This is a genomic window from Thermostichus sp. OS-CIW-30 (genome assembly GCF_054060215.1).
In genome coordinates, this window is the sequence record NZ_JBSSCZ010000019.1 from 44,253 (window position 1) to 70,227 (window position 25,975).

Below are 25,975 nucleotides of genomic sequence, written 5' to 3' on the forward strand. Positions count from 1 at the left end.
TTGGGCCAACCTTATTGAGACTTTTATTCAAGAACTTTGCCTTGAGGCAATGATAGGAGATCTCAAGTACCAGGTCAAGCTCTTGGGAGTTGTTCTCACTTCTCACCCTTTGGGATGAAACTGGGTGGCTTCCCCTTGTCCTCGACAGCGCCTGAGATGGCCAGCAACGCAGCCGGTCTTGTTGAGCAACGGGTCTCTACCCAGGGCTTTGCGGTCAGCGGTATTGACAGCACTCGCGAAAGCTGAAGAGGCTTCGGGTATAAAGGGAGCAGGGTAGATGACAGAGCTATGGTGAGCTCCCTTTCGAGATCGCCTCATGCACAGGTGCAAGAGAATAGCAGGGATCCAGGTGTCTCTATCCTGGTCTGCGGCTACAACGATTTGGTGGAGCTCACTCTCCAAGCCCTAGAAGCTTTTGGACATCGCGCTGTAGTAGTTGCTCCCGATCTGCCCCCTCATTTGGAAGAGCAGTGGCAATACCTACAGGCGGATCCCCGCCAGCCGGGGGTGTTGCAGCGGGCTGGGATCGAGCGGATTAGGGTGGCGCTGCTCCTGGAGGACAGCGACCAAGCCAATTTCGAGCTGGCTTTGCTGATTCGAGATCTCAATCCACAGGTGCGTGTCGTCTCCCGTCTGTTCAACCACAGCCTTGCCCGCTATCTCGACTCGGTTTTGCCGCAGCATTTTTCCCTATCGGTGGCGGCTTTGGCTGCCCCGGCTTTTGCCCTTAAGGCTGTTTCCGACGAATTTGTTGGCTACTTTGAGCTGCCCCAGCTGGAAGCCCAGCCGGCCACGCTTCCGCCAGAGCTGGCAGATCCGGCTTACTTTGTCTCAGACCGAGAGACCACCCTCTGGAACGTGGTAGAGCTGACCATCGGATACAACTCCCGCCTGCTGCATATGCCCCTCTCGGAGCTGGAGGAAACTTTTGGGGCGCGGGTGCTGTTTCATTACCCGGTGGATGGGCTTTCTAACTTTTCCAAACAGCGAGTTTTCGACGACTTTGACCACGAGGCAGAGCTGCTGGAGGGGGATCGCGTTTTGGTCATTTGCGATCCCAGAGCCTACCTGCAACTGCTGGAACGCAACGGGCGACGGGGCTCCTCACGGGCGCAGCGCTGGGCCAGCGAACAGGTGCAGGATAAGCGACAACAACGGCAAGGCAGGTCGTTGGGGCGGGGATCCCTTGGGTCTTGGTTGCGCAGAGGAGTGCAGGGACTCCTACAGGTCAAGCCCATCGTGCGCACCCTCACCTTCACCTTGGGGGCCATGCTGGTGCTGGGGGTGATCAACTTCAGGATGATCGGCAAACCCCTCATCGATGGACTTTTGCTGACGATCGTGGTGCTGACAGGGGGCTACGGGGATATTGAGGCTTTTCAACAGCCGGAAACACCGCTGGGGGTGAAGGTGCTGGCGGTGATGATGACCTTGGTGGGGGCTGCCCTGGTGGGGTTGATTTACGGCTTGGTGACCGACAAATTGGTGAGCAGTCGCTTTGGCTTGGGTCGGGCTGCCCGTATGCCCAAAGAGGATCATGTGGTGATCGCAGGGTTGGGGCGGCTGAGCTATTTGGTGCTGCAGTTGTTGCGGCAGATGGGCTACGAGGTGGTGGTGGTGGATCCCAATAGCGAGAACCCTCTCTTGGAGGCGGCGGAACGGGAGGGGGCAGTGGTGATTCGTGGGGATTACGCCCTGGCAAGCACGCTGCAACAGGCTCGCATTCAGGGCAGCCGCTGCCTGATCTGCACCACCCCTGACGATCTCACCAACCTGGAGACGGCCCTGACGGCCCACAGCCTGCAGCCGGGGATCCGCACCATTTTGCGGGTTACCGATCCCGAATTGGCGGCTCGCATGCAGCGCCACATGCAGACCCTGGGGATCAGCTACAGCGCTACCGGGCTGGGGGCACGGGCTTTTGCCACCGCAGCACTGGTGGGATCCGTCTACGGCACCCTGGCTTGGCAGGGGGAAACTCTGCTGGTGACACTGCTGGAGGTCTCGGCCGATTGCCACTACCTGGGGCTATCCTTGCGCCAACTGGCCCAGGACTATGACCTGGTGATCTTGCTGCATCGCTCCCGACCGGGGAAACCCTGTGTTTTTCCCAAGATCTGGCAAAAAGAGGGCAAGACCCTGTTGAAAGAAGGCGATCAACTCTATGTGATGGGAACGGTGGAATCCCTGATTCGCTTAACCCAAGGACGGCCTCTTCCCCCAGAGCTGTATCAGGTGCGCCTCCTAGAGTATCGCAACCCCTATTTTGAAGAGGAGATCCTCTCGGCTTTATCGTTCTACGCACGCCTGCCCAAAACGGCCCTGAAACCCCTATTGGGCTGTCTGCCGGCGGTGGTGAGCCCACCCCTTCCCCGCGACAAGGCAATCAAGTTAGCCCGCCAACTGCGCAAGATGAGCACTGAAGTGCAGGTGTTTGCCCAGGCGCAGCCTGCCCATTGGATCCCTGCAGCCATGAACGAAAATAGCGAGAGTAATCTGAATTGATTTGGACACTGTTCTGTTTATTGGTCTATTCTGCACTCCGTAGTCCAAAACATCTCGTTATGGGCAGTTGGACATTCAGGAGATAGGCTTTTCGGCTGCAAGTCGCACAAAGCGATTTTGGTTGTAGAGCTGCTGAGCCACCACTGCGAAACCCACCTTCTCCAGCAACCACACCAGGTCTTCGGCGCTGAAGCGATTGTGCTCGTAGAAGTGGGTAAACTGATCCAGCAGCGTTTCCAAAGGCGTGTCCGACTGGAAGAGTTGGGCCTCTGTATCGGCATCGAAGTAGAGGCTGAGCGGGGCGCGCACCCAATCCACCAGCAAAAATCGCCCCCCCGGCTTGAGTAGACGCAACACCTCCTGCAACAAGCGCAAGGGCTGCACCATCTCGTGCAACACCACCACTGCCTGAGCTGCATCGATGCTGTTGGCCGCAAGCGGCAAGTGAGGGTCGTGCAGGTCGGCCTGCAGCAGCTGGATTCCAGGGATCCCCTTCAAATCTGCCGCCGCTCGCTCCAACATGTAGGGCATCACATCCACCCCGATGAAGTGTCCTCCGGGATAGCGTTGCGCCCACTGACCTAGAGCAAACCCCGGCCCGGTTCCCAGATCCAACAAGCGCGGTGCAGGAGGCAGACAGGGCTCGATGTGCATCTGCCAGAACTGCCAAAACGCCTCGTTAAAGCGCCCAGGAGCCGTCGCCACCATGCGCTCGCAGAAGCTGGGGCCACGGTGGTGCTGGTAGAGAAGCTGAAAGGTATCGAGGCCGGTCTGGGGCATGGCTGAAGATTGTTGAGAAAATTGCTAGAGGGATCACCAGAATTCGCTGATGGGCTGAAAAGAGCATCGGGGGATCCCCAAAAGTAAGGCCTAATGTCGGCCTAACGAGCAGTGGGAGCGCTGGAAAAGTTGGCAATGCCGGTCTCCAGGTCGCTAAAGCAGGTCAATACCTTTTCCATAGAGGTGAGGTTGAGGACGAGGGCCACATTTTCCGGCACGCAACAGAGGCTGAGGTTGCCCCCAGCAGCACGGCACTTGCGCAAAGCAGAGATCAACACCCCCAGCCCAGAGCTGTCCATAAAAGTGACCGACGACATATCGATCAACATATTGGTGTAACCGAAATCTAAAACCTGCTGGAGCAATTGCCGAACTTCTGAGGCGGCCTTGGCGTCAAAACGACCTTCCAGGGGCACAATTGCCAGTTTTTGCCCTTGCGGAGTCTCAGCAGTACGGATGCGCAGCTTGAAATCCATCGTTTCCAGTGAAGACCTCATGCCCCACCTTAACACCATCCGCTACCGCCCACCAGGAAATCTTGTGAAGATCCCCAGGGACAGCGCGGCTCCCTCCAAAAACATCTGCCCTCTCGCCCCCAGCTCCTCTCCCAACAAGCCAGAGGGAAGCCGTGTAAACCCATGAAGTAAGAGCCGCCCCAGAGCTTAGCAGGAACTCCATCCCCCGCAGGGAAGGGATCCGGCCTCGGCCACCCATCTCAGGTTCCAGCCAGATCTACCTACAGCATGGGCTGCAGGGTTAAAGCCTCCGAGTCTATGGAGGGAAGGGACATGTGCAAACGGGGACGGTGCATGGAGAGCAACTGGGCCAGGCGCTTGCGCAACTCGGTGCGGGGCACAATCGCGTCGATGAGCCCTTGGGCCAGCAAATATTCGGCGGTTTGGAAGCCTTCGGGAAGCTTGCCCTTGCCAATGGTTTGCTCGATTACATTCGGCCCGGCAAACCCCACCTGCACGCCTGGCTCGGCCAGGATCAAATCTCCCAGCATGGCAAAGCTGGCAGTTACCCCGCCATAGGTGGGATGGGTGAGCACGGAGATGAACAATTGTCTGGCGTCGCGGTGCCTTTGTAGGGCGGCTGAGGTTTTGGCCATCTGCATCAGGCTGAGGATCCCTTCCTGCATGCGGGCTCCCCCCGAAGCCGAAAAGAGGATCAAGGGCAGGTGATCGCAGGTGGCCCGTTCCGTGAGGCGGGCGATCTTCTCGCCTACCACCGAGCCCATGCTGCCGCCCATGAAGCGAAAGTCCATCACTCCAATCGCCACCGGGATCCCTTCCAGGCTTCCCAGCCCTGTCAGGACGGCATCCTTGAGCTGGGTGCGCTCCTGGTAGGTGGCCAAGCGCTCGGAGTAGGGCTTTTGGTCGAAAAAGTGCAGGGGATCCGTGGGAGCCAGGTGTTCGTCCAGGGGCTGCCAGGATCCGGGATCCAAAAGCTGTTCCAGACGCTCTGGGGCTGTAATGCGGTGGTGATGCCCACAGCTGGGGCAAACTTGCCAGTTTTGCTGCAGATCCTTTGTGTAGGTCAGGGTGTCACAGGCAGGACACTTTTGCCAGAGGCCATCGGCAATTTCTCTCACCTGACGCTCTTTGTCGAAGGGGCTGCTACCTGTCAGGTTCAGAGAGGTTTGTCTGCGCCGCTCCGCAAACCAATCCAGTAGAGACATAGCTGTTGAAATATCCTCCCTACTCAGGGATGTTGAGAGCCCTGCCGGTGAGCTGCGAAACACATCTCAACGTTCTCAAGCTATCAAAGAATCGCCCAACTGAAAATAGAGACAACAGCAGGCAATGGAGACTCGGTGGCAGGTGCTGACCACAGGGGATGGATCCCTGACCTTTTTCTCGGAAGAGTTTGGACAGGCTTTTCACAACGTCAGTGGTGCCGCCCAGGAGGCTTTGGAGAAGTTTGTCCGCCCTTGCCGGCTGGATCGGCTGCCTTTGGAGCGGGATCCCGCCCAGCCCATTTGCCTTTTGGATATTTGCTTTGGCTTGGGCTACAACTCCGGCCTTGCCCTAGAAACCATTTGGCAAATCCGGCCCCACTGTTCTGTAGAAGTAATCGGCCTAGAGCGATCCCCGGAAGTGCCTCGCCAGGCTTGGCAGGCGGGGGTGGGATCCGACTGGAGCTTTGGGCAAGAATGGCAACACTGGATTGAACAGGGATCCTGGCAATCGGAGCGCTGGCGCGGAACGCTGCTGTGGGGCGATGCCCGCCAAACTCTAATGCAGGTGCCGTTGGGATGGGCAGATGCGGTGTTTTTGGATCCCTTCTCCCCTTCGGTTTGCCCAGAGCTGTGGACGGTGGATTTCCTGCGGGCCGTGGCTGAACGGATGCGACCAACCGGCATTTTGGCCACCTATTCCTGTGCAGCGGCGGTGCGAGCGGCTCTGTTGGAAGCAGGGCTTTTCATCGGCTCTACCCCCCCGGTAGGTCGTCCTTGGCCGGGGACAGTGGCCTCGCCCCAACCTGACCACCTGCCGCCTCTTTCCCCCATGGAGTGGGAGCACCTGAAAACTCGCGCTGCCGTGCCCTACCGGGATCCCACCTTGAAAGGAGATAGAGCGCAAATCCGTCTGCAACGCCAACGGGAACAGCAGGGATCCCCTTTGGAGCCCACTTCTGCTTGGAAACGCCGCTGGCCTGTGCAAGCCTAGAGAGTGGCGTTGCCGGAGTTCAGATCTGGACAACTTTTCCCAGGATTGCTGCCCGAGTGTATCCAAGACACCTGCGCTATTCCCGTACCCTTACGCAGGCCATCATTTCTTGACAAAGTTAAGCTGAGATGAAACTTCTCTGCTGTCAACTGCCATGTCTTCTGAGGAGTCCCTCCCGCTGACGCGAGCAACCTCTGCCGGTACGCTGATCGCCCTCTGTGCTGAACAGCACCGCGTCATCCTGCAGTTTTTGACTCGCCTGTCTCGAGCGCCGGAGTTGGATCTGGAGCAGCGACGCCTCTGTGTACAAAGGTTGCGACAGCGCCTCTCCCGCCACATTCAACTGGAGCGCCATGTTCTCTACCCCCTGCTCAGGTCGGCTCTCCAGGGGGATCCCCACCTTAGCGACCAAATTGAGCGGCTGGAGCAACATCTGCGGGATCAGATTCCAGAGCTGACGCGCTTTTTGCACCAATCAGAGCGCACCCCGCAGCAGGTGGATCCTTCTGCTGCCCTTCACTTCTATCGGCAATTGCGGGCTCAGTTTGATCAGGAGGAGAAAATCTTGCATCCCCTCTTTGCCCAGCATGTTTCTCCCGAAGCAGAGCAGCAGCAGTTGCGTCTGTTCCGCAAACGCCTGCAAGCCAGCGCTGCTTCCAATCGCTCTGCACATAGCCGTCGCGTTGCTTTGAATGAGCTGGAACGGCAGGCGATAACCCGCCCTGTCTTGCCCAACGAGCGTCTCTGGTCGCTGCAGGGCAACACTGTGCAAATGTCCGCTCCCTAGTCGACGACGGTCTTGTTGTTGGAGGCTAGTGGTGGTATTTTTGCTGCAATCGGCTCCCTGACCCCAAAACCATGCAGCCCTGGGATCCCGAAACCTACGTCGATCAAATGGCCCAACTGCTGCAACTGCCCCTGCATCCTGAACACCGAGCAGGGGTGATCGAAAATTTTGCCCGCTTTCTGCCCATTGCTCAACAGGTGCTGGAGTTCCCGTTGCCGCCGATAGTTGAGCCAGATCCCACCTTTGACCCTCAGCCATGACCGGGGATCCCCATCTTCTCGGCAGCGCCGACGCGGTCTCTATTGCCAGGGCTGTCCGCCAGGGATCCGTGAGCGCCCAAGCGGTGGTGGCCGCCTGTCTGGAGCGGATTCGCCGGCGGGATCCCCAGCTCAATGCCTTTACAGCTGTCTTGGAGGAATCGGCCTTACAAGCGGCGGAGCAGGTGGATCGACAGGTGGCTCAAGGGATCCCTGTAGGCCCGTTGGCAGGGGTGCCTTTTGCCGTCAAGAACTTATTTGACGTGGCCGGCCTCACCACCCTGGCTGGCTCGGCGATCAACCGCGAGAATCCCCCGGCCATCCAAGATGCAACGGTGGCGGCTCGTCTCAAGCAGGCAGGGGCAATCTTGGTGGGCACCCTCAACATGGACGAGTACGCCTACGGCTTCGTCACCGAAAACAGCCACTACGGCCCCACCCACAACCCCCACGATCTCAACCGCAGTGCGGGGGGATCCTCCGGCGGCTCGGCAGCAGCGGTGGCAGGAGGTTTGGTGCCCCTTGCCCTGGGCAGCGACACCAACGGCTCGATTCGGGTACCGGCCTCTTTGTGTGGCGTCTACGGCCTCAAGCCCACCTATGGCCGTCTGTCGCGGGCAGGGGTGGCTCTGTTTGCCGCCAGCTTTGACCACGTGGGCCCCTTGGCCCGTTCGGTGGCCGATATTGCCCTCAGCTTCGATGTCATGCAAGGGCCGGATCCCCAAGATCCCGTCTGTACCCGGCGTCCTGTAGATCCCACCTTTGGGCAATTGGGGCAGGGGATCGAGGGCTTGCGCATCGCGGTGGCGGATGATTACTTTGCCCGAGGGGCAGAGCCCCCCATCTTGGCCGGGGTAGAAAAGGTGGCCCAAGCCCTGGGGGCCCGCCAGACTGTGCGGATCCCGGAAGCCCAGCGCGCCCGCGCCGCCGCCTTCCTGATCACGGCTGCCGAGGGAGCCAACCTGCACTTGCCCAACCTGCGAACTCGCCCCCACGACTTTGACCCGGCCACCCGGGATCGCTTTTTGGCCGGAGCTTTGCTGCCCGCCAGTTGGATCTTGCAGGCACAGCGCTTTCGCCGCTGGTACCGCCAGCAGGTGCAGACCATTTTTCAGGAGATCGATCTGTTCATTGCCCCCACCACCCCCTGCTCTGCCCCCTTACTTGGCCAAGAGAAGATGGTGATCGATGGGGTAGAGGTTCTCACTCGGCCCAACCTCGGCCTCTACACTCAGCCCCTCTCGTTTATCGGCCTGCCGGTGCTTTCAGTGCCGTTGCGCGAGAGCGGATCCCTGCCCTTTGGCGTACAACTGGTGGCCGCCCCCTATCAAGAAGCCAAACTGCTGCGGGCAGCCGCCTATTTGGAGAAGCTAGGGATCCCCGATGCCCAGCCGGTCTGAGCCATGAAGAGCCCTGCTTTTGCAGCGTATCTAGCGTTAGGACTCGCGGGCATCCTCTTGTAGACACTAAATGTGTAGATAAACATTTTGCGGTCAAGAGAATGATTGCCTTGGGGGAGAAGCTCTAGTCTCCGTATGGCCCGTGGGCAATGTCTGAAGCTGGATTTGGGCAGACTCTTTGGCCTTGGCTCGCAAGAGAGATTGGGGCACCGGATATTAAAGTAAAATTAAGCCCCCAGTTGTTGTATCAAATGCCTCCTTCTCCAGGCTTGGCCAATAGAATGAACAGCATAAAATAGACACGGCACCCCCACCTGGACTCTATAACCCTATGGATCATCCTGATTCTGTGGCTCGGCGCTACATGAAACTGTGCGAGGCCTATCTCTCTCTCAACGAAGCCTTCGACAAATTGGATCAGTCCCACAGCCGCCTACAGCACTACATCAAACGACTCCTTGGCTATTTCAGTGCTGCCCAACAAGCTCTGGTTCAACTGCCGCTCTTGCAACAGCGGATTGAGCAGAGCGACCGCTGGATGAACTCCTTGCGAGAAGAACTGCAAGCCAAAGAGGCCCGGCTTGGCGAGCTAATCGCCAACTACGACCAAGTCTGCGGCGAGCTGGACTCTACCAAAGCAGAACTGTTGAGCGCTCAAGCGCTGATTGAGAAACTGGAAGCCGAAAATGCTCAGGTTTTGGAACGCTTGAGTCGGCTCACCAACATGGAAGAGGAAATGGCAAACTTGGCGGAACAGCTGGCCCAAGCGAACGAAGCTCGTCAGCAGATGGAGGCTCGAAATCGCGAGCTGGAGCGAGCTTTGGGAGACCGGGATCAGCACATTTACAGCCTGCAAGAGCGATTGGCACAATTGGAGCAAGAGATGGCCTTCCTGAAAGCTCAGCGGGATGAGGCCCAGCAAGCTGCACAACTGGCTGTATCTCGCGCTGAGCAGGCGGAAGCTAGGCTGAAGGTGCAAACCGAACAAGTTCAGACTTTGCAAAATAAGCTCCATCAAGCCGAGGAGCAGCTGGCCATGGTAACCCTGAACGAGCTGGAGCTCCTGCTCAGCCATAACTCGATGAACCTCTTGCGAGAAGCGGGGCAGGCTGCAGAAGTAGATGCCCAGGTGCTGGCAACCGTACCGACCTCTCTGGCCGAGGCGGAACACATTCTGCTGGAGATCGACCAGTTCATTCAGTTCATTTTGGCCTGCTCGGAGCCCATGAAGTCGCAGGCTGCGTGACATACTCCCGACGCTGTAGCTAGCTTCCCGCAGGGTTGCTACGCACACAGCGCGGGCTTCTCAGTGACCCCTGCTATCGCTTCAGACATTTCCTGAGCTTAAGGACTACGTCCCGCTGACGCGAAAAGGACGGGATGCCCCACCGCCCTGTAGAGTAGTGCGTAGTGACTAGTCACTAGTCACTAGCCTTTTTATTGCTTCATGGAGTGGGGTGACGGCTTCGGTTTTGCGTGGGTATGTTGACCCTGCGCATACAGCGCGGGGCTTCCCGGCGGTTTAGCTAAAATAGGCTAGAGAGCAGCTGCAAGACTCCGCAGGGTTGCAAAGCAACACCCCAATGGGGAGATGCCCATCTTCTCATCACCAGAACAAACTCTACCCTGCATCCTTTGAGCGGGCCAACCCAACTGAAGCTGACAACTTGAGCGCATGAAAGCCGTAGTCATGAGTGTGCCCGGCGGGCCAGAGGTTCTGCAGCTCCGAGAAGTACCTGAGCCCCAAATTCGCGGCGAGCGGGAGCTGCGCATCCGTCTGAGGGCAGCCGGCGTCAACCCCATCGACACCAAACTGCGGCAACGGGGCACCTTCTATCCAGAGGAGATGCCCGCCATTTTGGGGTGTGACGGTGCCGGCGTTGTGGAAGCCGTGGGATCCGGAGTTAGGCACTTTACAGTGGGAGACGAGGTGTACTTCTGCCACGGGGGTCTGGGCAGGCAGGCGGGGAATTACGCCGAGCTGATCGTGGTGGACGAGCGTTTTGTGGCTCCCAAGCCCAGAACTCTGAGCTTTGCGGAGGCTGCTGCTGCCCCGCTGGTGCTGATCACCGCCTGGGAAGCGCTTTACGACCGGGGGCGTCTCCAGGCCGGCCAAAGTGTGCTCATCCACGGGGGAGCGGGTGGAGTTGGCCATGTGGCCATTCAACTGGCCCGTCTACGGGGATCCAAAGTGGCCACCACCGTGAGCACCCCGGAAAAGGCAGAGTTTGTCCATTCCCTAGGCGCCGGCTTGCCCATCTTCTACCGGCAGACAGACTTTGTGCGCGCCGTTTTGGACTGGACAGGGGGAGAGGGGGTGGATCTTGCCCTAGATACCTTGGGCGGCAAGCTATTGGAGCAGACCTTCCCCGCAGTGCGCGTGTACGGAGATATCGTCACCCTGCTGGCCCCGGCCCCAGAGATCGACTGGCGGGTGGCTCGCGACCGCAACTTGCGGGTGGGATTTGAGCTGATGCTCACCCCGATGCTGAAAAGCCTGACCAACGCCCAACAAAATCAGGCGGAAATCCTCAGGCAATGTGCCCGCCTCATCGACCAAGGCCAACTGCGGATCCAGCTCAGCCACACCTTTCCTCTGGCCGAAGCGGCTGCCGCCCACCGGTTGCTGGAGCAGGGATCCGTTCTGGGCAAAATTGCCTTAACCATCCCCGAGTAGGCATGCTGGAGAAAGCCCGTTGAGGATCTGCCCATGGTTGCTCCTCTCACCCCCCACCTGCTGGAGAACGAGAGCTTCTACGAAAATGCCCTCTGCTGGCTGGGACGACCGCAAACGGCCTATCGGCTGTTGAGCGAAGCGGTTTTTCCTGCCATCTCCTCTTGGGTGCGGGGGGAGGTGGACAGCCGTTCTTTCAACCACTGGCAACTGGAAGATGTGCGCACCTTTCTGTATCCGGTGGTGGCTCTGGGGGATCAAGAAACCCTTGTTCTCTCCAGTGAAGCCCTGCTCCTCTGCGGCATCGGCAACTATTACAACCCCTGTGACTTGGCCATTGTGGTGTTTGTGCAGCAGCCCCAAGAGCTGTTCAGCCAACTGATGCAGCGCATTCGCCGGGCCGAAGCCACTATCAGCCGCGGGCCAGACGTGCGCATGCTCTCGGAACAGGTAAACCTGGCCAAGCGCGGACAAGACTACATCAACACCAAATATCTGGTCTGGCCCTACGCCCTTTCCAGCGCTGCTCAAGATACGCTAATTCAGCAGGGGATCAGCCTCATCCGTCTTTCCCCCCAAGAAGCCGCCTTGCCCTTTAAGGAATAGGTGGAGGACAATCTGCTCTGTCGGCGGAAGATAGGGATCCCCGTCCAAGCCCTTTTTCCATCTCTATCGTTTTTCATGGTCGATACCCACCTGCCCCCCTTGATCCAAGCGATGCTGGATCCCGCCTTCTACCCTCATCCGGTACAGGATCCCATTCGGCTTATTCAAACCCACATTTCCTATATTCTGCTGACAGGCGACTATGCCTATAAAGTGAAAAAGCCTTTGGACTTTGGCTTTTTGAACTTCACCACTCTGGAGAAGCGACGCCACTTTTGCCAAGAAGAGCTGCGCATGAACCAGCGCGGTGCTCCCGGCCTTTATCTGCAAGTGTTGCCCATTGTCCAGACCGATGGCCGATTTCAGTTCAACAGCAGCGGCGAGCCCATAGAATACGCTCTGCAAATGCGGCAATTTCCCCAAGAGCAACTGTTCAGCAACCTGTTTGAGCGGGGAGAGCTAACGCCGGCCTTGATGGAGGAGCTGGGGCGGGTGGTGGCGAGGTTTCACGCCCAAACCGAGACCAACGATTACATCCGCAGCTTTGGCCGGCCAGAACGGGTGCGAGAAGCCTTTGACGAGAATTACGCCCAAACCCAGCGCTACGTCGGCGGCCCACAAACGGCTCAGCAATATCGAGAAACCCAAGCCTACACCGATCGCTTTTTTGCTGAGCGGCAGGAGCTGTTTCAACAAAGAATAGAACAAAACCGCATTCGTGAATGCCACGGAGACCTGCACCTAGGCAACATCTGTTTTTGGGAAGGGAAGATCCTGCTTTTTGATTGCATCGAGTTCAACGAAGCCTTCCGCTTTGTGGATGTCATGTACGACGTATCCTATGGGGTGATGGATCTGGATGCCCGCCATCGCCCCGATCTGGGAAACGCCTATTTGAACACCTACCTGGAAGAAACCGGAGATTGGGAAGGGTTGAAGATCTTGCCTATTTACCTCAATCGGCAGGCCTACGTGCGGGCCAAGGTCACCTCTTTTTTGCTGGAGGATCCCACTGCAGCAGAGGAAGCCAAGGCCACAGCCTTTAGCACCGCCGCCCGCTATTACCGTCTTGCCTGGGAATACACCCTCCCCAAGCGGGGGCAGTTGTTCCTGATGTCGGGATTGTCGGGATCCGGCAAAAGCACGGTAGCCCGCCACTTGGCCCGTCAGCGGGGAGCCATTCACATTCGCTCCGATGCGGTGCGCAAGCATTTGGCCGGGATCCCTCTGCGGCAACGGGGGGGGCCGGAGGTTTATACCCCGGAGATGACCGATAAAACCTACCGCCGCTTGGTGCAGTTGGGAGTAGAGCTGGCCCAGGAAGGCTACACCGTGATTCTGGACGCCAAGTTTGACCGGCAAGCCCTGCGGGGGATGGCCATTGATCAGGCCCAACGCCAAGGGATCCCACTGCGCATCCTCCACTGCTACGCCCCTGAACCTGTTTTGCGGGAGCGCCTGCAACGCCGCAGCCCAGCTCCTCAACCCCTCTTGGCCCCAGCCGGCTGCAGCGATGGAGATCAGCAGCACTCTGCCGACATTGCTGATGCCACCGCCGAGATGCTCTCCCAACAGCAGGCGCACTGGCAGGATTTTTCCGAGTCGGAACGGCCTTTTTTAAAGGTTTTGGATACCAGCCAAGATTGGCAATCTCAACTTCAGCAGGTCTAGATCTCGACTCAAACTGCACAAAGTCGAGAGAATTAACATCAGCAAGATGGATTTTGCCGTTTCTGGGTTAGAGAATGGCAGCAGCTTTTTTGGGCAGGGATCCCTTTCCAAAGTAGCGGTAAAAATTGGGTCTAAAGCCCTGCCCTATCGCTACGCAGTTCGCCCTGGCGGGCTGTAGGCTGGGGAGCAGGGGGGCTTTCCAGGCCTACCCTTTTCCCATCCCACTCAACCAGAACCAACCCCGTGCAGGAGGATCCAACAGTGAGCGATGTAACTCCAGATGACCTTCGCCTGATGCTCCTGTTCGAGGGCTTTCCTCCTGAGAGGCTAGAGCCGCTGGCCGGGCAAATGTCGTTGCGCTCCCACCCAGTCAATCAGGCCATCTTGTTACAAAATGACTGGGGTAACGCCGTTTATTTCATCCTGGAAGGGTGGGTCAAGATTCGCACCCATGATCTCGAAGGCCGGGAGATCACCCTCACCATTCTTGGTCCAGGGGAAATCTTCGGGGAAATGGCTGCTTTGGACGAAGCGCCTCGTTCTACCGACGTTGTAGCCCTAACAGCCACCAAAGTCAGTTGTCTGTCGGCCCAACACTTCCTGGCTTTTTTGGCTTCTGATCCTCAGGCCGGCATCCGCCTTGCTCAGCTCATGTCGCGCCGCTTACGGCAGATCAACCGTCGTCTGCAGTTGCGCGAGGCCAGCAGTACGGCCCGTGTTGCCGATATCCTGCTGTTCTTGGCCGAATCTCGTGGCCGGGTTAGCCGGAGTGGTGTAGAGATCCCCAACTTGCCCCATCGGGAGCTGAGCAGCCTCAGTGGCCTAGCCCGGGAAACGGTCACTCGCGTCCTGTCCAAGCTGGAGCAAGAGGAGCTGATCCGCCGGGATCGCAACCGAGATGTTCTCTGCATCCCCCAGATGGAGGCTTTGGAGAAATTGATTGGCTAAATTGGGGGCGCCACCAGTTGTCAAAACCCCCCTCGACATCGTAAGATAGTGGGTCCAGAGCCGGGATAGCTCAGTTGGTAGAGCAGAGGACTGAAAATCCTCGTGTCACCAGTTCAAGTCTGGTTCCTGGCATCTGGTATGAGTATGCTGAGGCGGGCTTGGGTCAACGACCTAAGCCTTTTTGCTATGTCGGTCTGGGGAGTTCTGCTCTTCTCTCTTCACGTGTATGCACATATAGCCACACAGCTCCGGGACTGAAGAAAATTGTTGTAGGAATCCTCACCTCAAGCATAGGCAAGTTATAATCCCGGCAGCCTCTGTGGAGATTGCTCTCTTATGTCTGTAAAGCTCCTGCCTCAGTGTGAGAACTTGAAAGAGCAGGTTGAAGCTATCCTGCAACTCTGGCATCAGGATTCCACTTTTTCAGGCAAGCAAGATACCACTCGGATTCAAGCTTCCCTCAGCAAAGCTATTTCTCCAACCTTCGAGATTGTCTTTGCCGGTGCTTTCAGTGCTGGCAAGTCTATGCTAATCAATGCCCTCTTAGAAAGAGAGCTTCTCTACAGCGCCGAAGGGCACGCCACAGGGACAGAGTGCTACATCGCCTACGCAGAGCCAAATGCGGAGAGGGTAGTGCTCACTTTTCTTAGCGAGCAGGAAGTGCAAGAACAGATGACCGCCTTCTGCGCTTTCCTAAACTTGGCTCCGTCACTCAGCAGGCTGGAAGACACTGCACTGAATCCCCTGAAGGAGCGTGCTGAGGCTATTATTCAGCAGGAGGGAGGCAAAAGCAAGTCAGAGCGGGCGAAGCAGGCGGATGCCCTCCGCTTGTTGATTACAGGTTTCCAGCAGAACCGGGACAAAATTCACCCTACCGAGAACAAAGTCTTCTCGATGGAGCAGCTCAACTTCGGCAACCTAAGGGAAGCTGCGGGTTTTGCCCGGCGCGGTGCCAATAGCGCAGTTTTGCGAAAGGTGGAATACTATTGCCACCACCCCTTGCTGGAAGATGGAAACGTTATTGTCGATACTCCTGGGATCGATGCTCCAGTCAAAGCGGATGCAGAGCGTACTTATCGAAAAATTGCCGATCCGGATACGTCCGCAGTTGTTTGCGTTCTCAAGTGTGCTGCAACGGGTGAGCTGACCAAGGAAGAGACAGAACTTATTGAACACATTCAAGGTAATGACAGCATCAGGGATCGCGTCTTCTATGTGTTTAACCGGATTGATGAGACTTGGTACAACGCACAACTAAAGCATAGACTAGAAAACATTATCGACCAGCAGTTTCGTCAACTCCGCGTATTTAAGACAAGCGGCCTTCTCGGCTTCTATGGTTCCCAGATCAAGGCAACTACCCCCGAGGATCGATTTGGACTGGATACAATCTTTTCAGAAAGCATCAAAGAATTGGGTGGTGAGGAAGAAACGCCCCAGTTTGTCAGCGAGTTTAATAAGTACTGCACGTCAGGTAGGTTGGTTGGATCCCCGTTCCGCCCTTCTGTACATGGGTACGACACACCCATAAATAACTACGTTCGGATTCTGAGGGAGTGGGGAAAACCTTTGATTGAGTATATGATTAAAGATAGCGGTATTGAAGACTTTCGGGCTGGGATCACTCGTTACTTAACGGAAGAAAAGCGGCCACAGCTATTTTCCGCGCTGGCCGATGATTTGCAACCTCTCTGCATCGAGATGAGGAAGTCCTATCTAGATCTCTACCGAGACATTGATAGCCAGCCCAAAGAGATTGACAGCATGATTTCCTATGAGCTGACGCTGATCAATCAGCAGCTAGCCAGTATTGGCCGAGAGTTTGACGAGCATATCCAGACAGTAGTCAATAAAGTTATTAACGGAGAAAACAAAGAATTTGAGAACGATTTCCATAAATTGAAGACTAGGATGGTACGGAGGCTAGATGAGCTTTTGGATACTTTTTCGTTGGACAATGTTTACAGTCAAGCCGTTCGCATTCGTCCCCGCAACTCCACAGCTCCATTTTTAGCTGTATTGGTCGAAGCCTTTTATTATTTGTCCAACCATCTAGAGGACATCCTGGTAGAATCAGCCAGCACGCTTGTAGAGAACTTCTTTCGTCGCCTTGTTGATGAAGTTCGCAGCTCGAGCTACTACAGGCAGTTGTTTCGCCTACTGGGATCCGATGGGGACTTGGAGAAAAAGCTTCATTTGGTTAAGGAGGTAACTTTGAGTTCTCTTGTCAATGGTGCCCGAAAAGAGTGCGACCGCTACCTCAGAGAAAGTCCCCGCTTCTACGACGAAGGAACATTCTCGATCTACCAGTTTCGAGAAGTCCTAAAGCAAACCAGCCAATCTTATGACATCTCTGCTATTCGCGACGCAGAGCCTGGAATCCGACAATTACTCAAGCTTGACTTTGAGCCGAAAATTAGCCAGACAGTGCGTTCTAGCTTCCGACAAGAGACCAACAATACTCTAAAAACTCAGCTATTGCCGGTTGCCAAGCAAGTAGCCGATGAGATTTTGCAAAAGTACCCAGAAGCAAAGCAGTTCATGGAAGCAACTCTCAGAAAAGAGGCTGAAGAGAAAATTGCGCTTAACCAACAGCGGCTGAAAGAACTGGAGGCAAGCATAGACAAGTACAACCAAGCTGTTTCTAGGATCAACCTCTGCCTGCAAGCTTTGGGCCTCAATCGTGAGATGCTGCCCTTGATTACTCGTCCTGAACCTTCCTCTGTTGGTGAGTCAGTTCAAATTTTGGCAAGTCTTCCTGAACAGCAAGTAGGTGACAGCAATGCAAGCGAAGCAGTCGCTCTTGGTCGTTCTACACCCATAGACGAGAGTTTTCCAGAGTTGGATAGCATTCTCGATGATTTGAGATAGAGCGGCTTGTCTTTGTTTTTGGCCTTTCACTTGATCTTGATTGATCTTGATCCAGATAAAGTCATGGGATCCAAATCGATACCTCTACAGCAGCACCCAGAAGGGATCCTCTCTGTAAGGGAGAAAACTTTCAAGGTTGCCAACTTGGTCAAAGCAGCCCAAGAGGACTTGACCAAGAAAGAAGAGCTGCATCGCTTGTTCATTGCGGCCTTGAGATCCTCAGGGATCCTGCCGCCGGAAGACTTGCTCAACATTGCCAGTAGCCTTCTTGCTCCCAAGCCAGAAGAAAAATTGTTGCAAGAAGCGAAGTGGTTTGGGCAGGGACTTGCTTGTCAGCTCTTGGTGCCAGGCAAGAAGGATTGGGAAAAAGGCAGAGTCAGATTGCGGATCATTGTAGAGTTTGAGCCAGAGGATACAGGCTCAGAGAGCAGCAGTGGATCCCCTCTGGATGACCTTCGCGAAAGTGAGAGCTAGCCTAAGCCAGAGAGACATAGAGGGGGTTGGGCAAGTGTCAAGTAATGATCAATCTCAGGAGTGCTTTGTTGAGCTAGATATTTTCCAAAATACTGTCATTGATATAGGAGGACGCCTAATCTACTCGCAAGAGTTTGCTCAGGTGTACTCAGAGATTGTTTATGAGAGTATCAGATCCTACTTATCCAGCAAACTTAGCGAAAAGGGAGTCTCGATTCTATGGAGCAACTTGAACGGAATAACTAACGTGAAAGGAATTCCTGCTAAACTCTTACGTCCTGGCTCACCGTGGATTGCTGGTAGAGTTAGGATGAGACTAGTGGTTGAGTTTGAGCCAGAAGAAACGGGATCAGGGAGCAGTAGATCGCCTTTGGATGACATTCGGGGAGATGTCAGTCAGTAAAGTCTGTTAGCAATAGGAGACAATGCCGTGGTCGATCCGATAGTTTTTAGGTCAGATGATAGGGAAACTGTCGTTGGAATTGGTGATCAAGTCTACCTTCCAAGTAGATTGCATAGTGCAATTATTAATTACCTTCTTTCAGATACTTTACGGACAAACGGTTACCTTAAATCAAGAAAGGTTTATGCGGACATTAAAATGCTCGTGGATGGAATAGAATCTAGAGTCTTACAGCCCAGAAAGTCGTGGATCTCTGGCAAGATATCAGTCAAAGTTTATCTCGAGTTTGTTCCTGATGACCCATATAGAGATTCTGGAGATAGCGCTCCCAGAAAACTAGAGGATTCTATACTGGATGATTTACGGGCTGTTCAAGTTGTCTCTATGTCTTGAGGTCGATAAGATGACAAAAACATCCATTAATCTTAGCCAACTGCGAGACGGAGTTATCACTTTTATCAACGAGAAGAATAAGCAGGAAGTCTACATGATTTCCAAGCTTTGCGATTCTATCAATTCTTATTTCCTGAGGTTTGACCAAATGGGAAGAGGACTAGACAGTTACTTGAGTTCGTGTGAGATACAGATACAAACAGGTATTCCCTATGAAGATCAGGTTCATTTTTTCCATAAAGGAGTTCCATGCTCGATTCTTTCTCCTAAAACTAACGGTTGGCAGACCGGTAGAGTAAAAGTAAGAGTAGAAGTTACGATTGACTTTTATCCTGACAATCCTGAATTTCTGATAAAAGAACCCGACCAAGAGATATTAGAACCTCTAGATGAAAAGTCTCCACTGGACGATCTTCGCAGTATGGATGAATAACGATGAAAGAAAGAAAATCCGGCGAAAGGATTCTAATTCCAGCAGCCGTGCGGGAGTATGTTTTCCAAAGAGACGGCTTCCGTTGTCGCGGTTGCGGAAAGTCGCCCCCAGAGGTTCAGCTTCAGATCGATCACATCATCCCCATTGCCCAAGGGGGCAGCAACGACATCAGCAATCTGCAAACGTTGTGCAAAACCTGTAACCGACGCAAAAAGGATCGACGGGATCCCCGCTTTCGCCGCCACTTTGACTGGTGAGTTGCGGTGTTTCGCCTACGCTTCTCCCTCTAGAAAAGAGAGGAGAGAGGTCTGCAAAAACAACCTCAGACAATAGGCGGAAAGCTCAAAAACGGCATTCGAGTCAGGACTCCCGGCACCGAGCCGACTTCTACTTGTAGACCTTCGGCGGGCTCAAACTTGGTGCGCACGTATCCCAATCCCAGGTACCCTTGCGAAGTCAAGCCCGCGCTGGTCAGTAAACCAATCTTTTCCCCCTGCCGCAAAATCTCTGTGCCGGGCTGAGCCTCTCCTTGAAGGCGGATCCCCCACAAAGTTTGCCGAATGCGCTGGTAGGTTACCTGCTTGGCCAAGACTTCCTGGCCAACGTAGCAACCTTTGCCAAGGGAAATAGCCTGCCACAGGCCGGCTTCCAGAGGGTTGTAGTCTGAGGTCAGCTCTTGGTCGGCGGCAGGTCGACCCGCTTCTAGGCGGAGGACTTCCCACAGCTCAGGTGGGGCCAGCTTGGCTCCGGCTTGGAGCAAGCATTCTTCAAGAGCTGCTTTCTGGTCAATGGCGCCCCAGAGGGTAAACCCCGGCTGGGCAAGACCCGTGCCACAAGTCAGATGGACAGGGATCCCCTGGATCTCCACGGCGCAGTGCTCATTGAGCCTGGTCGGAATCTCTTCTGAGCTCACCACTTGCTCCAGGAGAGCCTGACTCTGGGGGCCGAGCAATCCAAAACCAAAGGTCTGATCTGTCTCATCTTTCAACTGTGCTCCCCGCACCAAAGGCAGCATGCGCCCCAAACTCTGCATCAGCAGGCTGCGCCGCTGGGGTGAAGTCCAGATCCAGCAGTCTTCTTCTCCCACGTACACCGTTGCCAAATCCAGGATGCCGGCGGTGGGGGTCACGAAAACCGTGTCGGCCCCCTGCCCTGGCTGGAGGGCCTTCAGATTTTGGGTGCTTCGGTTGTGCAGATAGTCCAAGCCTGGGGATCCCTTCATGCGCAAACGGCCCCACCCGGAGCGATCCAGAAGCAGGGATCCCCTGGAAACAGCAGCTAGAAGAGACATCGCTCACCCCAGAGATGGGCTTTGGTTTTCTTCTCTACCCTAGAATAGGCTAGTTCACCCTACCGTCTGTGGCAGACCCCCGGCGTACTGAACTGTGATTGAGGTTGAAGTCCACCAACAGTTGCGGCAGCTTTTGCGGCAGTCTCCCGAAGCCCTGTGGCCCCACCAGTTGACGATGGCTCGCATGGTGGCGCGAGGGTTGCGGTTGGGTCGCAGCACCTTGATCCAGGTGCCTGCTGGGGGTCAGCACCGCCTCAGTTATCTGCTGCCGGCCCTGATGTGGCCCAACCCCACCTTGCTCTGTGCCACAGCTCCTGTGCAGGCGCAAATTTTGGGGGAAGAGATCCCCTGGCTACAGCACACCCTGCAGTTGCATAAGCCCGTCCTGCAAAAAGACCGTTGGCCGGATCCCGATTTCCAGGGGTTGCTGTTGGTGGATCCCCTGGATTGGCTGCAAGCTCGCTTGAGAAAGGGATCCTCGGAAGTGCCAACGGGGATCCCTTTGATCCTGGATGGAGCCGAAGACCTGGAAGATTGGGCCTACCAGGCGCTAACGGTGACCCTGGAAGCCAGCCATTGGCAACAGCTCCGGCAAATCTTCCCTGCCGAGGCGGAGCAGCTCTCCCAGGTTCAGGTCAATTTGTCCCTTCAGCTTTTGCGGCGGCCTCTTTCCCGCTGTCTGCTTCATGCGGATGAACAGGTTCACCTGGATGCTGTGCTGTCTTTGGTGACAGGCTACCCCGGCTGGCTGCCGGATCCCTGGGATCAAATCCGCCGGCAGCTCAGCTCTGAGGGGGATCCCGTCTCCAAATGGATTTGGTGGGCCGAAACCGACCGAGAAACCGGTCGCCTCACCCTTCACCACAGCCCGGCGGCTCTGCAGGATTGGTTGGCCCCCATTTGGGCCACACAGCCGGTGGTGATTATTGGGGAAGCGCTGGATCTGGATCGCCAGGCGGAAACCTATCGGCGACGGTTGGGCTTGCCGGATCTGACGCCGCTGCGGTTTGCCTCAGGCGAGGGTTGGCCACGTTCTGGCGGGGCGGAGCTTTCCCTTTACTTGCCGCGCCTCCCCCTGCCCAACAGCCCTCTATTTCAGGATCACCTGCTGCAAGAGCTGAAAAAGCTGATCCCTCAAGCGCAGGGCTTTGTGGTGGTGTTGGTGTCGGATCAGCCTCTGCAGGCACAGGTGGGGGCGGCTTTGGCTGCCGAATTCGGCTCACGGGTGCGGGTAAACAGCCCGTTCCCCGGCGAAAAGGGCATTTTGGTCTGCGACTGGCCCTACTGGCTGCACCACAAGGCCGGCTTGCCTCGCCCGGAACTGATGGTGATCACCACTTTGCCCTTCCCTTCTGTGGAAGACCCAAGGGTGGCCGGACGGGTGCAATATCTGCAACGCACCCAGCAGGACTGGTTTCGTCAGTACCTTTTGCCGGTGGCTGCTGCCCAGTTGCAACGGGCCGTCGCGCCTCTGCGGCAAGGCTCTGATTCGGGAGAAGACCCCAGCTCCCCCACTCGATGGGTGGCTATTTTGGATAGCCGCATTATCGTCCGCAGCTACGGCGTCTCTCTTCTCAATGCCTTGGGGCCAACTTTGCGGGTCGAGCAGCGCAGCCAATTGTTCGTTTAGGGATCCCTGGGCCTCTTGCGCCAGTTGGTTGATGGTGATGGATTGGTTTTGCCTGAGCGACTGAGAGAAGGCTTGCTCAGCATAGAGGGGAGATTTGTATCCTAGAGAGCCAAAGTCAACTGGGATCCAAGCTATTCTGAGGGTGAATCACTCCTACTCACCTTCTTCTCATGATCAGTCCTGCTCTCAGCTCCGATACAGCACTGCGCACGCAAGCAGTTTGGAAGCCATTGCGGCAGGCCATTGTGGAAAGCTCGGGTTTTCGGGGATGGCTCCAGGGCCGGGAGTTGCCCACTCAGGAAGCAGAGCTGGATCAACTGGTGCATAGCTACCTCGAGCAAACCTTGTCTCACCTGGCCTATTAGGATCCCCAGAGTCCCAGCCAGAGGGGCAAGGTCAGCAAGGCGGCCAAGTACCCCACGGCCAAGGCAGTTACGGTAATTTCCCGATCCAAGTCGTATTCTTCCGTGAGCACCAGGGTGGCGATGGCGGGGGGCATACCGCTCTGCAGGACCAGCACCAGCTTGGCCAGAGGCGGGTAGGGGGTGAAGGCAAGGCCGATTCCCACCAAGAGCGGCACAATCACAATTTTGATCAAGAGGGCCACTCCGGCGGCAAGAAAGGATCCCCAGCGCTTCACCTGGGCCAATCGCATCCCCAGGATCATCAAGCTGAGCGGGATCATGCTCCAAGCAAAAGCCGCCAACCCTTGAGAGAGCCAACCCGGCAGAGGTTCGCGCGTCAGCAGCAGGCCCATCGCAAACGACCAGAGGGCAGGGGTGCGCAGAATGTGGAGGCCCACCTGCCAAGGTTGGGCATGGGAACTGCCGTGGCGGCTGGCCACCCACACGCCAAACCCGTAGGCCATGAAGAGAGTGCCCAGCAGATCGTAGAACAGGGCCCAGCCAAAGTAAGCCCTTCCGGCCACAGCCAAGCAGATGGGGTAGCCCAAATACCCGGTGTTCCCCAGGGTGGCGGTCAGGTGAAAGCTGCCCTGCTGTGCGCTGCTCCAACAGTTGGGGACATCCCCCACACCACGGTGCTGCCACCACAGCCAGGCGCTGGTCAAGGCAAACCCCAGCCCCACCGACAGCCAACAGATCAGAGGGGCGACCCAGATTTGGCCCGACAGATCCACCCCCTGCATAAACCCGACAATGCTGAGGGGCACTCCCACCCAAAACATGAATCGCCCCAAGGCGTGGGGATCCAGCCAACGCTTCCAGCCGCCGGGCAGCCCCTTCTGGAGAGCAAACCCCAGCAGCGTCCAGCCCAGCAAGGGAGGATAAACCTGAAAAAGGGTGTTGAGCACGCTCAAAGGGAAGAGGGAAGGGATCCCTAGGCAGGGATCCGCCGAGGTTCTTCACGCAGGGCGAAGATGCGTTGAATCACCTCTTCAACAACGCGGTCTGGGGTAGAGGCACCGGAGGTAATGCCGATTTGCACCGGCCCATCGGGTAGCCACCCTTCGGTAACTGTCGGGTCTTGGTGAAGGGGCTTGTGGCGGATGCGGTTGTTGGGTTGGATGCAGTCAGGACCATCGATATGGAAGGAGGGCAGGCCTTTGGCCAGGGCAATTTCCTGCAAGTGGGTGGTATTCGAGGAATTAAACCCCCCGATCACCACCACGACATCCAAAGGCTGCTCGAGCAGCTCGAACATGGCGTCCTGCCGCTCTTGGGTGGCATTGCAGATGGTGTTGAAGCTCATGAAGTGGTTGTCTAACTCCTGGGGGCCATATTTGCGCAGCATGGTGGTCTCAAACAGCTTGGCAATGGCGCGGGTCTCCCCTTCCAGCATCGTGGTTTGGTTGGCGATGCCGATCCGCTCTAGATCGCGATCCGGATCAAAACCGGGGGAAGTGGCCTTGCCAAAGCGCCGCCGAAATTCTGCCGCATCTCCGCCTTGCAAAATGTAGCGAGCGACCCATTCTGCTTCTTCCAGGTTCAGCACCACCAGATATTTTTCGGCAAAGGAGCTGGTGGCTACGGTTTCCTCGTGGTTGTACTTGCCGTGGATCACAGAGGTGAATTGAGCCGCGCGGTGCTTGTCCACTTGGTTCCACACGCGGGAAACCCAGGGGCAGGTGGTATCGACGATCTCATTGCCCTGCGACCGGAAAAACGCCATTTCCGAGGCACTCGCCCCAAAAGCAGGCCAGATCACCACATCTTGAGGCCGGATCTGAGAAAAGTCCTTCTTGCCGTCCGGGCCTTTCTCCACAAAGCGGATCCCCATCTCCTTCAGGTGCTGGTTTACCAAAGGGTTGTGGATGATCTCGTTGGTGATCCACAGTTGCCGATCCGGAAAGCGTCGCCGCGCTTCATAGGCATATTCCACCGCCCGTTCCACGCCCCAGCAAAAGCCAAAGGCCCTGGCCAGGTGAATGGTAATGTCGCCCCGCTGATAGCGGTAGGACTGGGCACGGATTTGCTCCACAAGGGGGCTTTTGTAGGTGGTTTGCAGCTCCAGTTGAGCCTGATCCTTGTGTTCTTCAAATCCCTTGGCAAAGTAGGTGCTGGATCCGCGCAGGGCTTTGCGCAGGGCCCGTGGGTCTTGGGGAGAGGGATCCGGGGAAGTGGGTTGGGAATGAGGCATGGTTACGGTTGGAGATACGCACTGATCAAGCAGACGGCGAAGGGATCCTTTCTCAGCTTACGCCCAGTCTCAGTCGGCGAGCTATTTCGGCACGCTTTCCTCAGGGCCACCGACAAAATCGTCCAGCAAGTCAACGGCGGGAGCGAAGCTGTTGAGCCAAAGCCAGAAAGCAGAGGGATCCCTTTGGCAATTGTGCGTTATTGGGGCGGTTGATCCTGCATTTCCAGTTGGCGCACCCGTTCCTGTAATTGGCGGGCGGTGGCAGAAAAGCTGCGCCCAGGCCAGAGGAGAGAGCCCAGCCCCACCGTCAACAGGCCCAAGCCGACGGCCGCGGCAATGAGAAATCCCAAAGGCAGCTCCACCGAGCGCCACATTAAGAAATGTACGGTCAGGGTGGTGGGGTTTTGCCCGGCCAGGACTGCCACTCCCAAAGCCAGCAGCAGTGTCAAGACCAAGTTGAACAGCAGCAACATCAGGGATCCCGTCGCAACAGTTCCATTCTGCCTTGTCTGCTGGGGGGGTGGCTCAAGCCCGCACACTCCCGTCGGGTAGGGTGGCTCCGCTGAGGTCAGCGCCGGTCAGCACTGCTCCGCCGATTTTTGCCCCGCTCAGATCGGCTCCCTGCAGTTGGGCGCGGGTTAGCTTGGCTTCCCAAAGGTAGGCACCGTGCAAGTTGGCTTCCCGCAAGTCGGCAAAGCTGAGATCCGCGCCGATCAAGTTGGCTTCCCAAAGATTGGCCCCGCGGAGGTTGGCCCCCATCAAGTTGGCCGAGCTGAGATCGGCGCCGCGCAAATCGGCTTCCTGCAGGTTAATGCCACTCAGCTTGCCAAAGGAGAGGTTGGCCCCTCTCAGATTCACCCCTTGCAAGTTGGAGCGCACCAAGTCCACCCCCACCAGGTTGGATTCTTGAAAGTTGCGCTCGCCAGAGGCATATTCTGTCAGCAGCTCGTCAGCAGTTGTCACTCGGGGCATGGCCGGATACTGCCATCCGTGCGTTAAGCTTAACAATTTCTGGCTGCTCAACGGGGTACTGATGACCGCTCCGAAAGACCTACGAAACGCTAACAAACACTTCCAGAGTGTTCAGTGCCTGTCGCGTCTCTGCTTTCTTCCTGCTTCCACGACTCGTGACTGGTAGTAAGCTTCAGGCTTACCACCCCGCTAGAGGAATCTCCACAGGCGTCTCTTTCCCCAGAGCTTGGGGTAGTTGAGCGCTTTAAGTAGCACTCAAAATACCACCGCACCAGGTTCAGCGCTGCATTGCGGTCGCGGTCTATCCCCAGACCACAACACGGGCAGCGAAATACCCGCTCGCTGAGTGGCATCTTCTGTTTGTGGCCACACCGTGAACACAGTTGGCTGGACGGATAAAACTTATCCGCCACCACCACCTGACAGCCGTAGAGCCGGGCCTTGTACTCTAGCTGTCGCCGTTCGCGATAGCGGGACGGAGTCCTTATGTCTGCCACCCGCTTGTGAGCTTTGCCGGTTGTGTTGATCTTTCATTTGAGCCAAAAGAGAGCACTGACGAGATAGAGAAAACTCAAGAAGTTCCTGGCCAATTTGTCAAAACGAGAAAATA

28 protein-coding genes, 1 tRNA gene and 1 pseudogene are annotated in these 25,975 nt (G+C 56.4%); 20 read left to right on the forward strand and 10 right to left on the reverse strand.

From position 1 onward, the window contains the following. The first annotated feature begins 324 nt into the window (after nucleotides 1-324). Nucleotides 325-2,505, forward strand: a complete 2,181-nt coding sequence (locus tag ACVWZF_RS09350; protein ID WP_457411317.1) for an NAD-binding protein — start codon at nucleotides 325-327, stop codon at nucleotides 2,503-2,505. A 75-nt stretch (nucleotides 2,506-2,580) separates the two neighbouring features. On the opposite strand, the gene ACVWZF_RS09355 is transcribed toward ACVWZF_RS09350, so the two are convergent. The 3 genes from ACVWZF_RS09355 to accD all read right to left on the reverse strand — a co-directional run bounded on the left by ACVWZF_RS09355 (nucleotide 2,581) and on the right by accD (nucleotide 4,966). Then, nucleotides 2,581-3,285, reverse strand: coding sequence for a class I SAM-dependent methyltransferase (locus ACVWZF_RS09355; protein WP_414415895.1), 705 nt, complete (start codon nucleotides 3,283-3,285; stop codon nucleotides 2,581-2,583). A gap of 101 nt (nucleotides 3,286-3,386) precedes the next feature. After that, on the reverse strand, nucleotides 3,387-3,782 hold the full coding sequence (locus ACVWZF_RS09360; RefSeq protein ID WP_238376804.1) for an STAS domain-containing protein: 396 nt from the start codon (nucleotides 3,780-3,782) through the stop codon (nucleotides 3,387-3,389). 239 nt (nucleotides 3,783-4,021) lie between these two features. Further along, nucleotides 4,022-4,966 (reverse strand): acetyl-CoA carboxylase, carboxyltransferase subunit beta, encoded by a 945-nt coding sequence (gene accD, locus ACVWZF_RS09365; protein ID WP_011434210.1) that lies wholly within the window; start codon nucleotides 4,964-4,966, stop codon nucleotides 4,022-4,024. Between the two features lie 124 nt (nucleotides 4,967-5,090). Between accD and ACVWZF_RS09370 the strand changes: the two genes are divergently transcribed. The 17 genes from ACVWZF_RS09370 (at nucleotide 5,091) to ACVWZF_RS09450 (ending at nucleotide 19,131) form a co-directional block, all read left to right on the forward strand. Then, complete coding sequence (locus tag ACVWZF_RS09370; RefSeq protein WP_011434209.1) at nucleotides 5,091-5,957, forward strand: tRNA (5-methylaminomethyl-2-thiouridine)(34)-methyltransferase MnmD; 867 nt, start codon at nucleotides 5,091-5,093, stop codon at nucleotides 5,955-5,957. Between the two features lie 154 nt (nucleotides 5,958-6,111). Then, on the forward strand, nucleotides 6,112-6,744 hold the full coding sequence (locus ACVWZF_RS09375) for a hemerythrin domain-containing protein (RefSeq protein WP_011434208.1): 633 nt from the start codon (nucleotides 6,112-6,114) through the stop codon (nucleotides 6,742-6,744). 71 nt (nucleotides 6,745-6,815) lie between these two features. Continuing rightward, nucleotides 6,816-7,004 carry a DUF4089 domain-containing protein gene (locus ACVWZF_RS09380; protein ID WP_011430915.1) on the forward strand — a complete coding sequence of 63 codons (189 nt, stop codon included), beginning with the start codon at nucleotides 6,816-6,818 and terminating at the stop codon, nucleotides 7,002-7,004. Continuing rightward, a complete protein-coding gene (locus ACVWZF_RS09385; protein ID WP_457411318.1) occupies nucleotides 7,001-8,401 on the forward strand; it encodes an AtzE family amidohydrolase in 1,401 nt (466 codons plus the stop codon). The genes ACVWZF_RS09380 and ACVWZF_RS09385 overlap by 4 nt, the downstream gene beginning before the upstream one ends. A gap of 331 nt (nucleotides 8,402-8,732) precedes the next feature. Continuing rightward, nucleotides 8,733-9,647, forward strand: a complete 915-nt coding sequence (locus ACVWZF_RS09390) for a coiled-coil domain-containing protein (RefSeq protein WP_011434206.1) — start codon at nucleotides 8,733-8,735, stop codon at nucleotides 9,645-9,647. A gap of 429 nt (nucleotides 9,648-10,076) precedes the next feature. Further along, nucleotides 10,077-11,078: a zinc-dependent alcohol dehydrogenase family protein gene (locus ACVWZF_RS09395; RefSeq protein ID WP_011434204.1), complete on the forward strand. Its 1,002-nt coding sequence runs from the start codon at nucleotides 10,077-10,079 to the stop codon at nucleotides 11,076-11,078. A gap of 33 nt (nucleotides 11,079-11,111) precedes the next feature. Then, complete coding sequence (locus ACVWZF_RS09400) at nucleotides 11,112-11,681, forward strand: hypothetical protein (protein WP_011434203.1); 570 nt, start codon at nucleotides 11,112-11,114, stop codon at nucleotides 11,679-11,681. A 75-nt stretch (nucleotides 11,682-11,756) separates the two neighbouring features. Beyond that, nucleotides 11,757-13,352 carry a bifunctional aminoglycoside phosphotransferase/ATP-binding protein gene (locus ACVWZF_RS09405; protein ID WP_457411326.1) on the forward strand — a complete coding sequence of 532 codons (1,596 nt, stop codon included), beginning with the start codon at nucleotides 11,757-11,759 and terminating at the stop codon, nucleotides 13,350-13,352. 46 nt (nucleotides 13,353-13,398) lie between these two features. After that, nucleotides 13,399-13,530 (forward strand): hypothetical protein, encoded by a 132-nt coding sequence (locus ACVWZF_RS09410; protein ID WP_414383525.1) that lies wholly within the window; start codon nucleotides 13,399-13,401, stop codon nucleotides 13,528-13,530. A gap of 116 nt (nucleotides 13,531-13,646) precedes the next feature. Continuing rightward, nucleotides 13,647-14,300, forward strand: coding sequence for a Crp/Fnr family transcriptional regulator (locus ACVWZF_RS09415; RefSeq protein ID WP_011434200.1), 654 nt, complete (start codon nucleotides 13,647-13,649; stop codon nucleotides 14,298-14,300). Between the two features lie 59 nt (nucleotides 14,301-14,359). Then, a tRNA-Phe gene (locus ACVWZF_RS09420) sits at nucleotides 14,360-14,432 on the forward strand. 204 nt (nucleotides 14,433-14,636) lie between these two features. Further along, complete coding sequence (locus tag ACVWZF_RS09425) at nucleotides 14,637-17,171, forward strand: dynamin family protein (RefSeq protein ID WP_457411320.1); 2,535 nt, start codon at nucleotides 14,637-14,639, stop codon at nucleotides 17,169-17,171. A 63-nt stretch (nucleotides 17,172-17,234) separates the two neighbouring features. Beyond that, on the forward strand, nucleotides 17,235-17,645 hold the full coding sequence (locus tag ACVWZF_RS09430; protein ID WP_011430011.1) for a KGK domain-containing protein: 411 nt from the start codon (nucleotides 17,235-17,237) through the stop codon (nucleotides 17,643-17,645). Beyond that, nucleotides 17,620-18,048, forward strand: coding sequence for a KGK domain-containing protein (locus ACVWZF_RS09435; RefSeq protein ID WP_041436828.1), 429 nt, complete (start codon nucleotides 17,620-17,622; stop codon nucleotides 18,046-18,048). Before ACVWZF_RS09430 ends, ACVWZF_RS09435 begins: the two co-directional genes overlap by 26 nt. A gap of 27 nt (nucleotides 18,049-18,075) precedes the next feature. Then, a complete protein-coding gene (locus ACVWZF_RS09440; RefSeq protein WP_414388738.1) occupies nucleotides 18,076-18,441 on the forward strand; it encodes a KGK domain-containing protein in 366 nt (121 codons plus the stop codon). 10 nt (nucleotides 18,442-18,451) lie between these two features. After that, nucleotides 18,452-18,874: a KGK domain-containing protein gene (locus ACVWZF_RS09445; protein ID WP_457411322.1), complete on the forward strand. Its 423-nt coding sequence runs from the start codon at nucleotides 18,452-18,454 to the stop codon at nucleotides 18,872-18,874. A gap of 2 nt (nucleotides 18,875-18,876) precedes the next feature. Next, a complete protein-coding gene (locus ACVWZF_RS09450; RefSeq protein ID WP_011430012.1) occupies nucleotides 18,877-19,131 on the forward strand; it encodes an HNH endonuclease in 255 nt (84 codons plus the stop codon). A gap of 65 nt (nucleotides 19,132-19,196) precedes the next feature. Here the strand turns inward: ACVWZF_RS09450 and ygfZ are convergent, their stop codons facing one another. Continuing rightward, nucleotides 19,197-20,165, reverse strand: a complete 969-nt coding sequence (gene ygfZ, locus ACVWZF_RS09455) for a CAF17-like 4Fe-4S cluster assembly/insertion protein YgfZ (protein ID WP_457411324.1) — start codon at nucleotides 20,163-20,165, stop codon at nucleotides 19,197-19,199. Between the two features lie 94 nt (nucleotides 20,166-20,259). On the opposite strand from ygfZ, the gene ACVWZF_RS09460 reads away from it, so the two are divergent. After that, complete coding sequence (locus tag ACVWZF_RS09460; protein WP_457411325.1) at nucleotides 20,260-21,795, forward strand: hypothetical protein; 1,536 nt, start codon at nucleotides 20,260-20,262, stop codon at nucleotides 21,793-21,795. Between the two features lie 170 nt (nucleotides 21,796-21,965). Beyond that, on the forward strand, nucleotides 21,966-22,160 hold the full coding sequence (locus ACVWZF_RS09465) for a hypothetical protein (protein WP_011434196.1): 195 nt from the start codon (nucleotides 21,966-21,968) through the stop codon (nucleotides 22,158-22,160). Here ACVWZF_RS09465 and ACVWZF_RS09470 read toward each other — a convergent pair. From ACVWZF_RS09470 to ACVWZF_RS09495, 6 genes and pseudogenes are all read right to left on the reverse strand, one after another. Then, the gene (locus ACVWZF_RS09470) at nucleotides 22,157-23,107 is read right to left on the reverse strand and encodes an AEC family transporter (RefSeq protein WP_011434195.1); all 951 of its coding nucleotides are present in this window, start codon (nucleotides 23,105-23,107) and stop codon (nucleotides 22,157-22,159) included. The two genes, ACVWZF_RS09465 and ACVWZF_RS09470, sit on opposite strands and share 4 nt — an antisense overlap. A 26-nt stretch (nucleotides 23,108-23,133) precedes the next feature. Further along, complete coding sequence (locus tag ACVWZF_RS09475; RefSeq protein ID WP_011434194.1) at nucleotides 23,134-24,393, reverse strand: 4-hydroxy-3-methylbut-2-enyl diphosphate reductase; 1,260 nt, start codon at nucleotides 24,391-24,393, stop codon at nucleotides 23,134-23,136. 197 nt (nucleotides 24,394-24,590) lie between these two features. Continuing rightward, nucleotides 24,591-24,866 carry a lipopolysaccharide assembly protein LapA domain-containing protein gene (locus tag ACVWZF_RS09480; protein WP_011434193.1) on the reverse strand — a complete coding sequence of 92 codons (276 nt, stop codon included), beginning with the start codon at nucleotides 24,864-24,866 and terminating at the stop codon, nucleotides 24,591-24,593. 52 nt (nucleotides 24,867-24,918) lie between these two features. After that, nucleotides 24,919-25,365, reverse strand: a complete 447-nt coding sequence (locus ACVWZF_RS09485) for a pentapeptide repeat-containing protein (protein WP_414417388.1) — start codon at nucleotides 25,363-25,365, stop codon at nucleotides 24,919-24,921. 89 nt (nucleotides 25,366-25,454) lie between these two features. Next, a complete protein-coding gene (locus tag ACVWZF_RS09490) occupies nucleotides 25,455-25,862 on the reverse strand; it encodes a zinc ribbon domain-containing protein (RefSeq protein ID WP_071818175.1) in 408 nt (135 codons plus the stop codon). A gap of 33 nt (nucleotides 25,863-25,895) precedes the next feature. Further along, nucleotides 25,896-25,975, reverse strand: a pseudogene (locus tag ACVWZF_RS09495) (IS5-like element ISSoc13 family transposase); the annotation flags it as partial.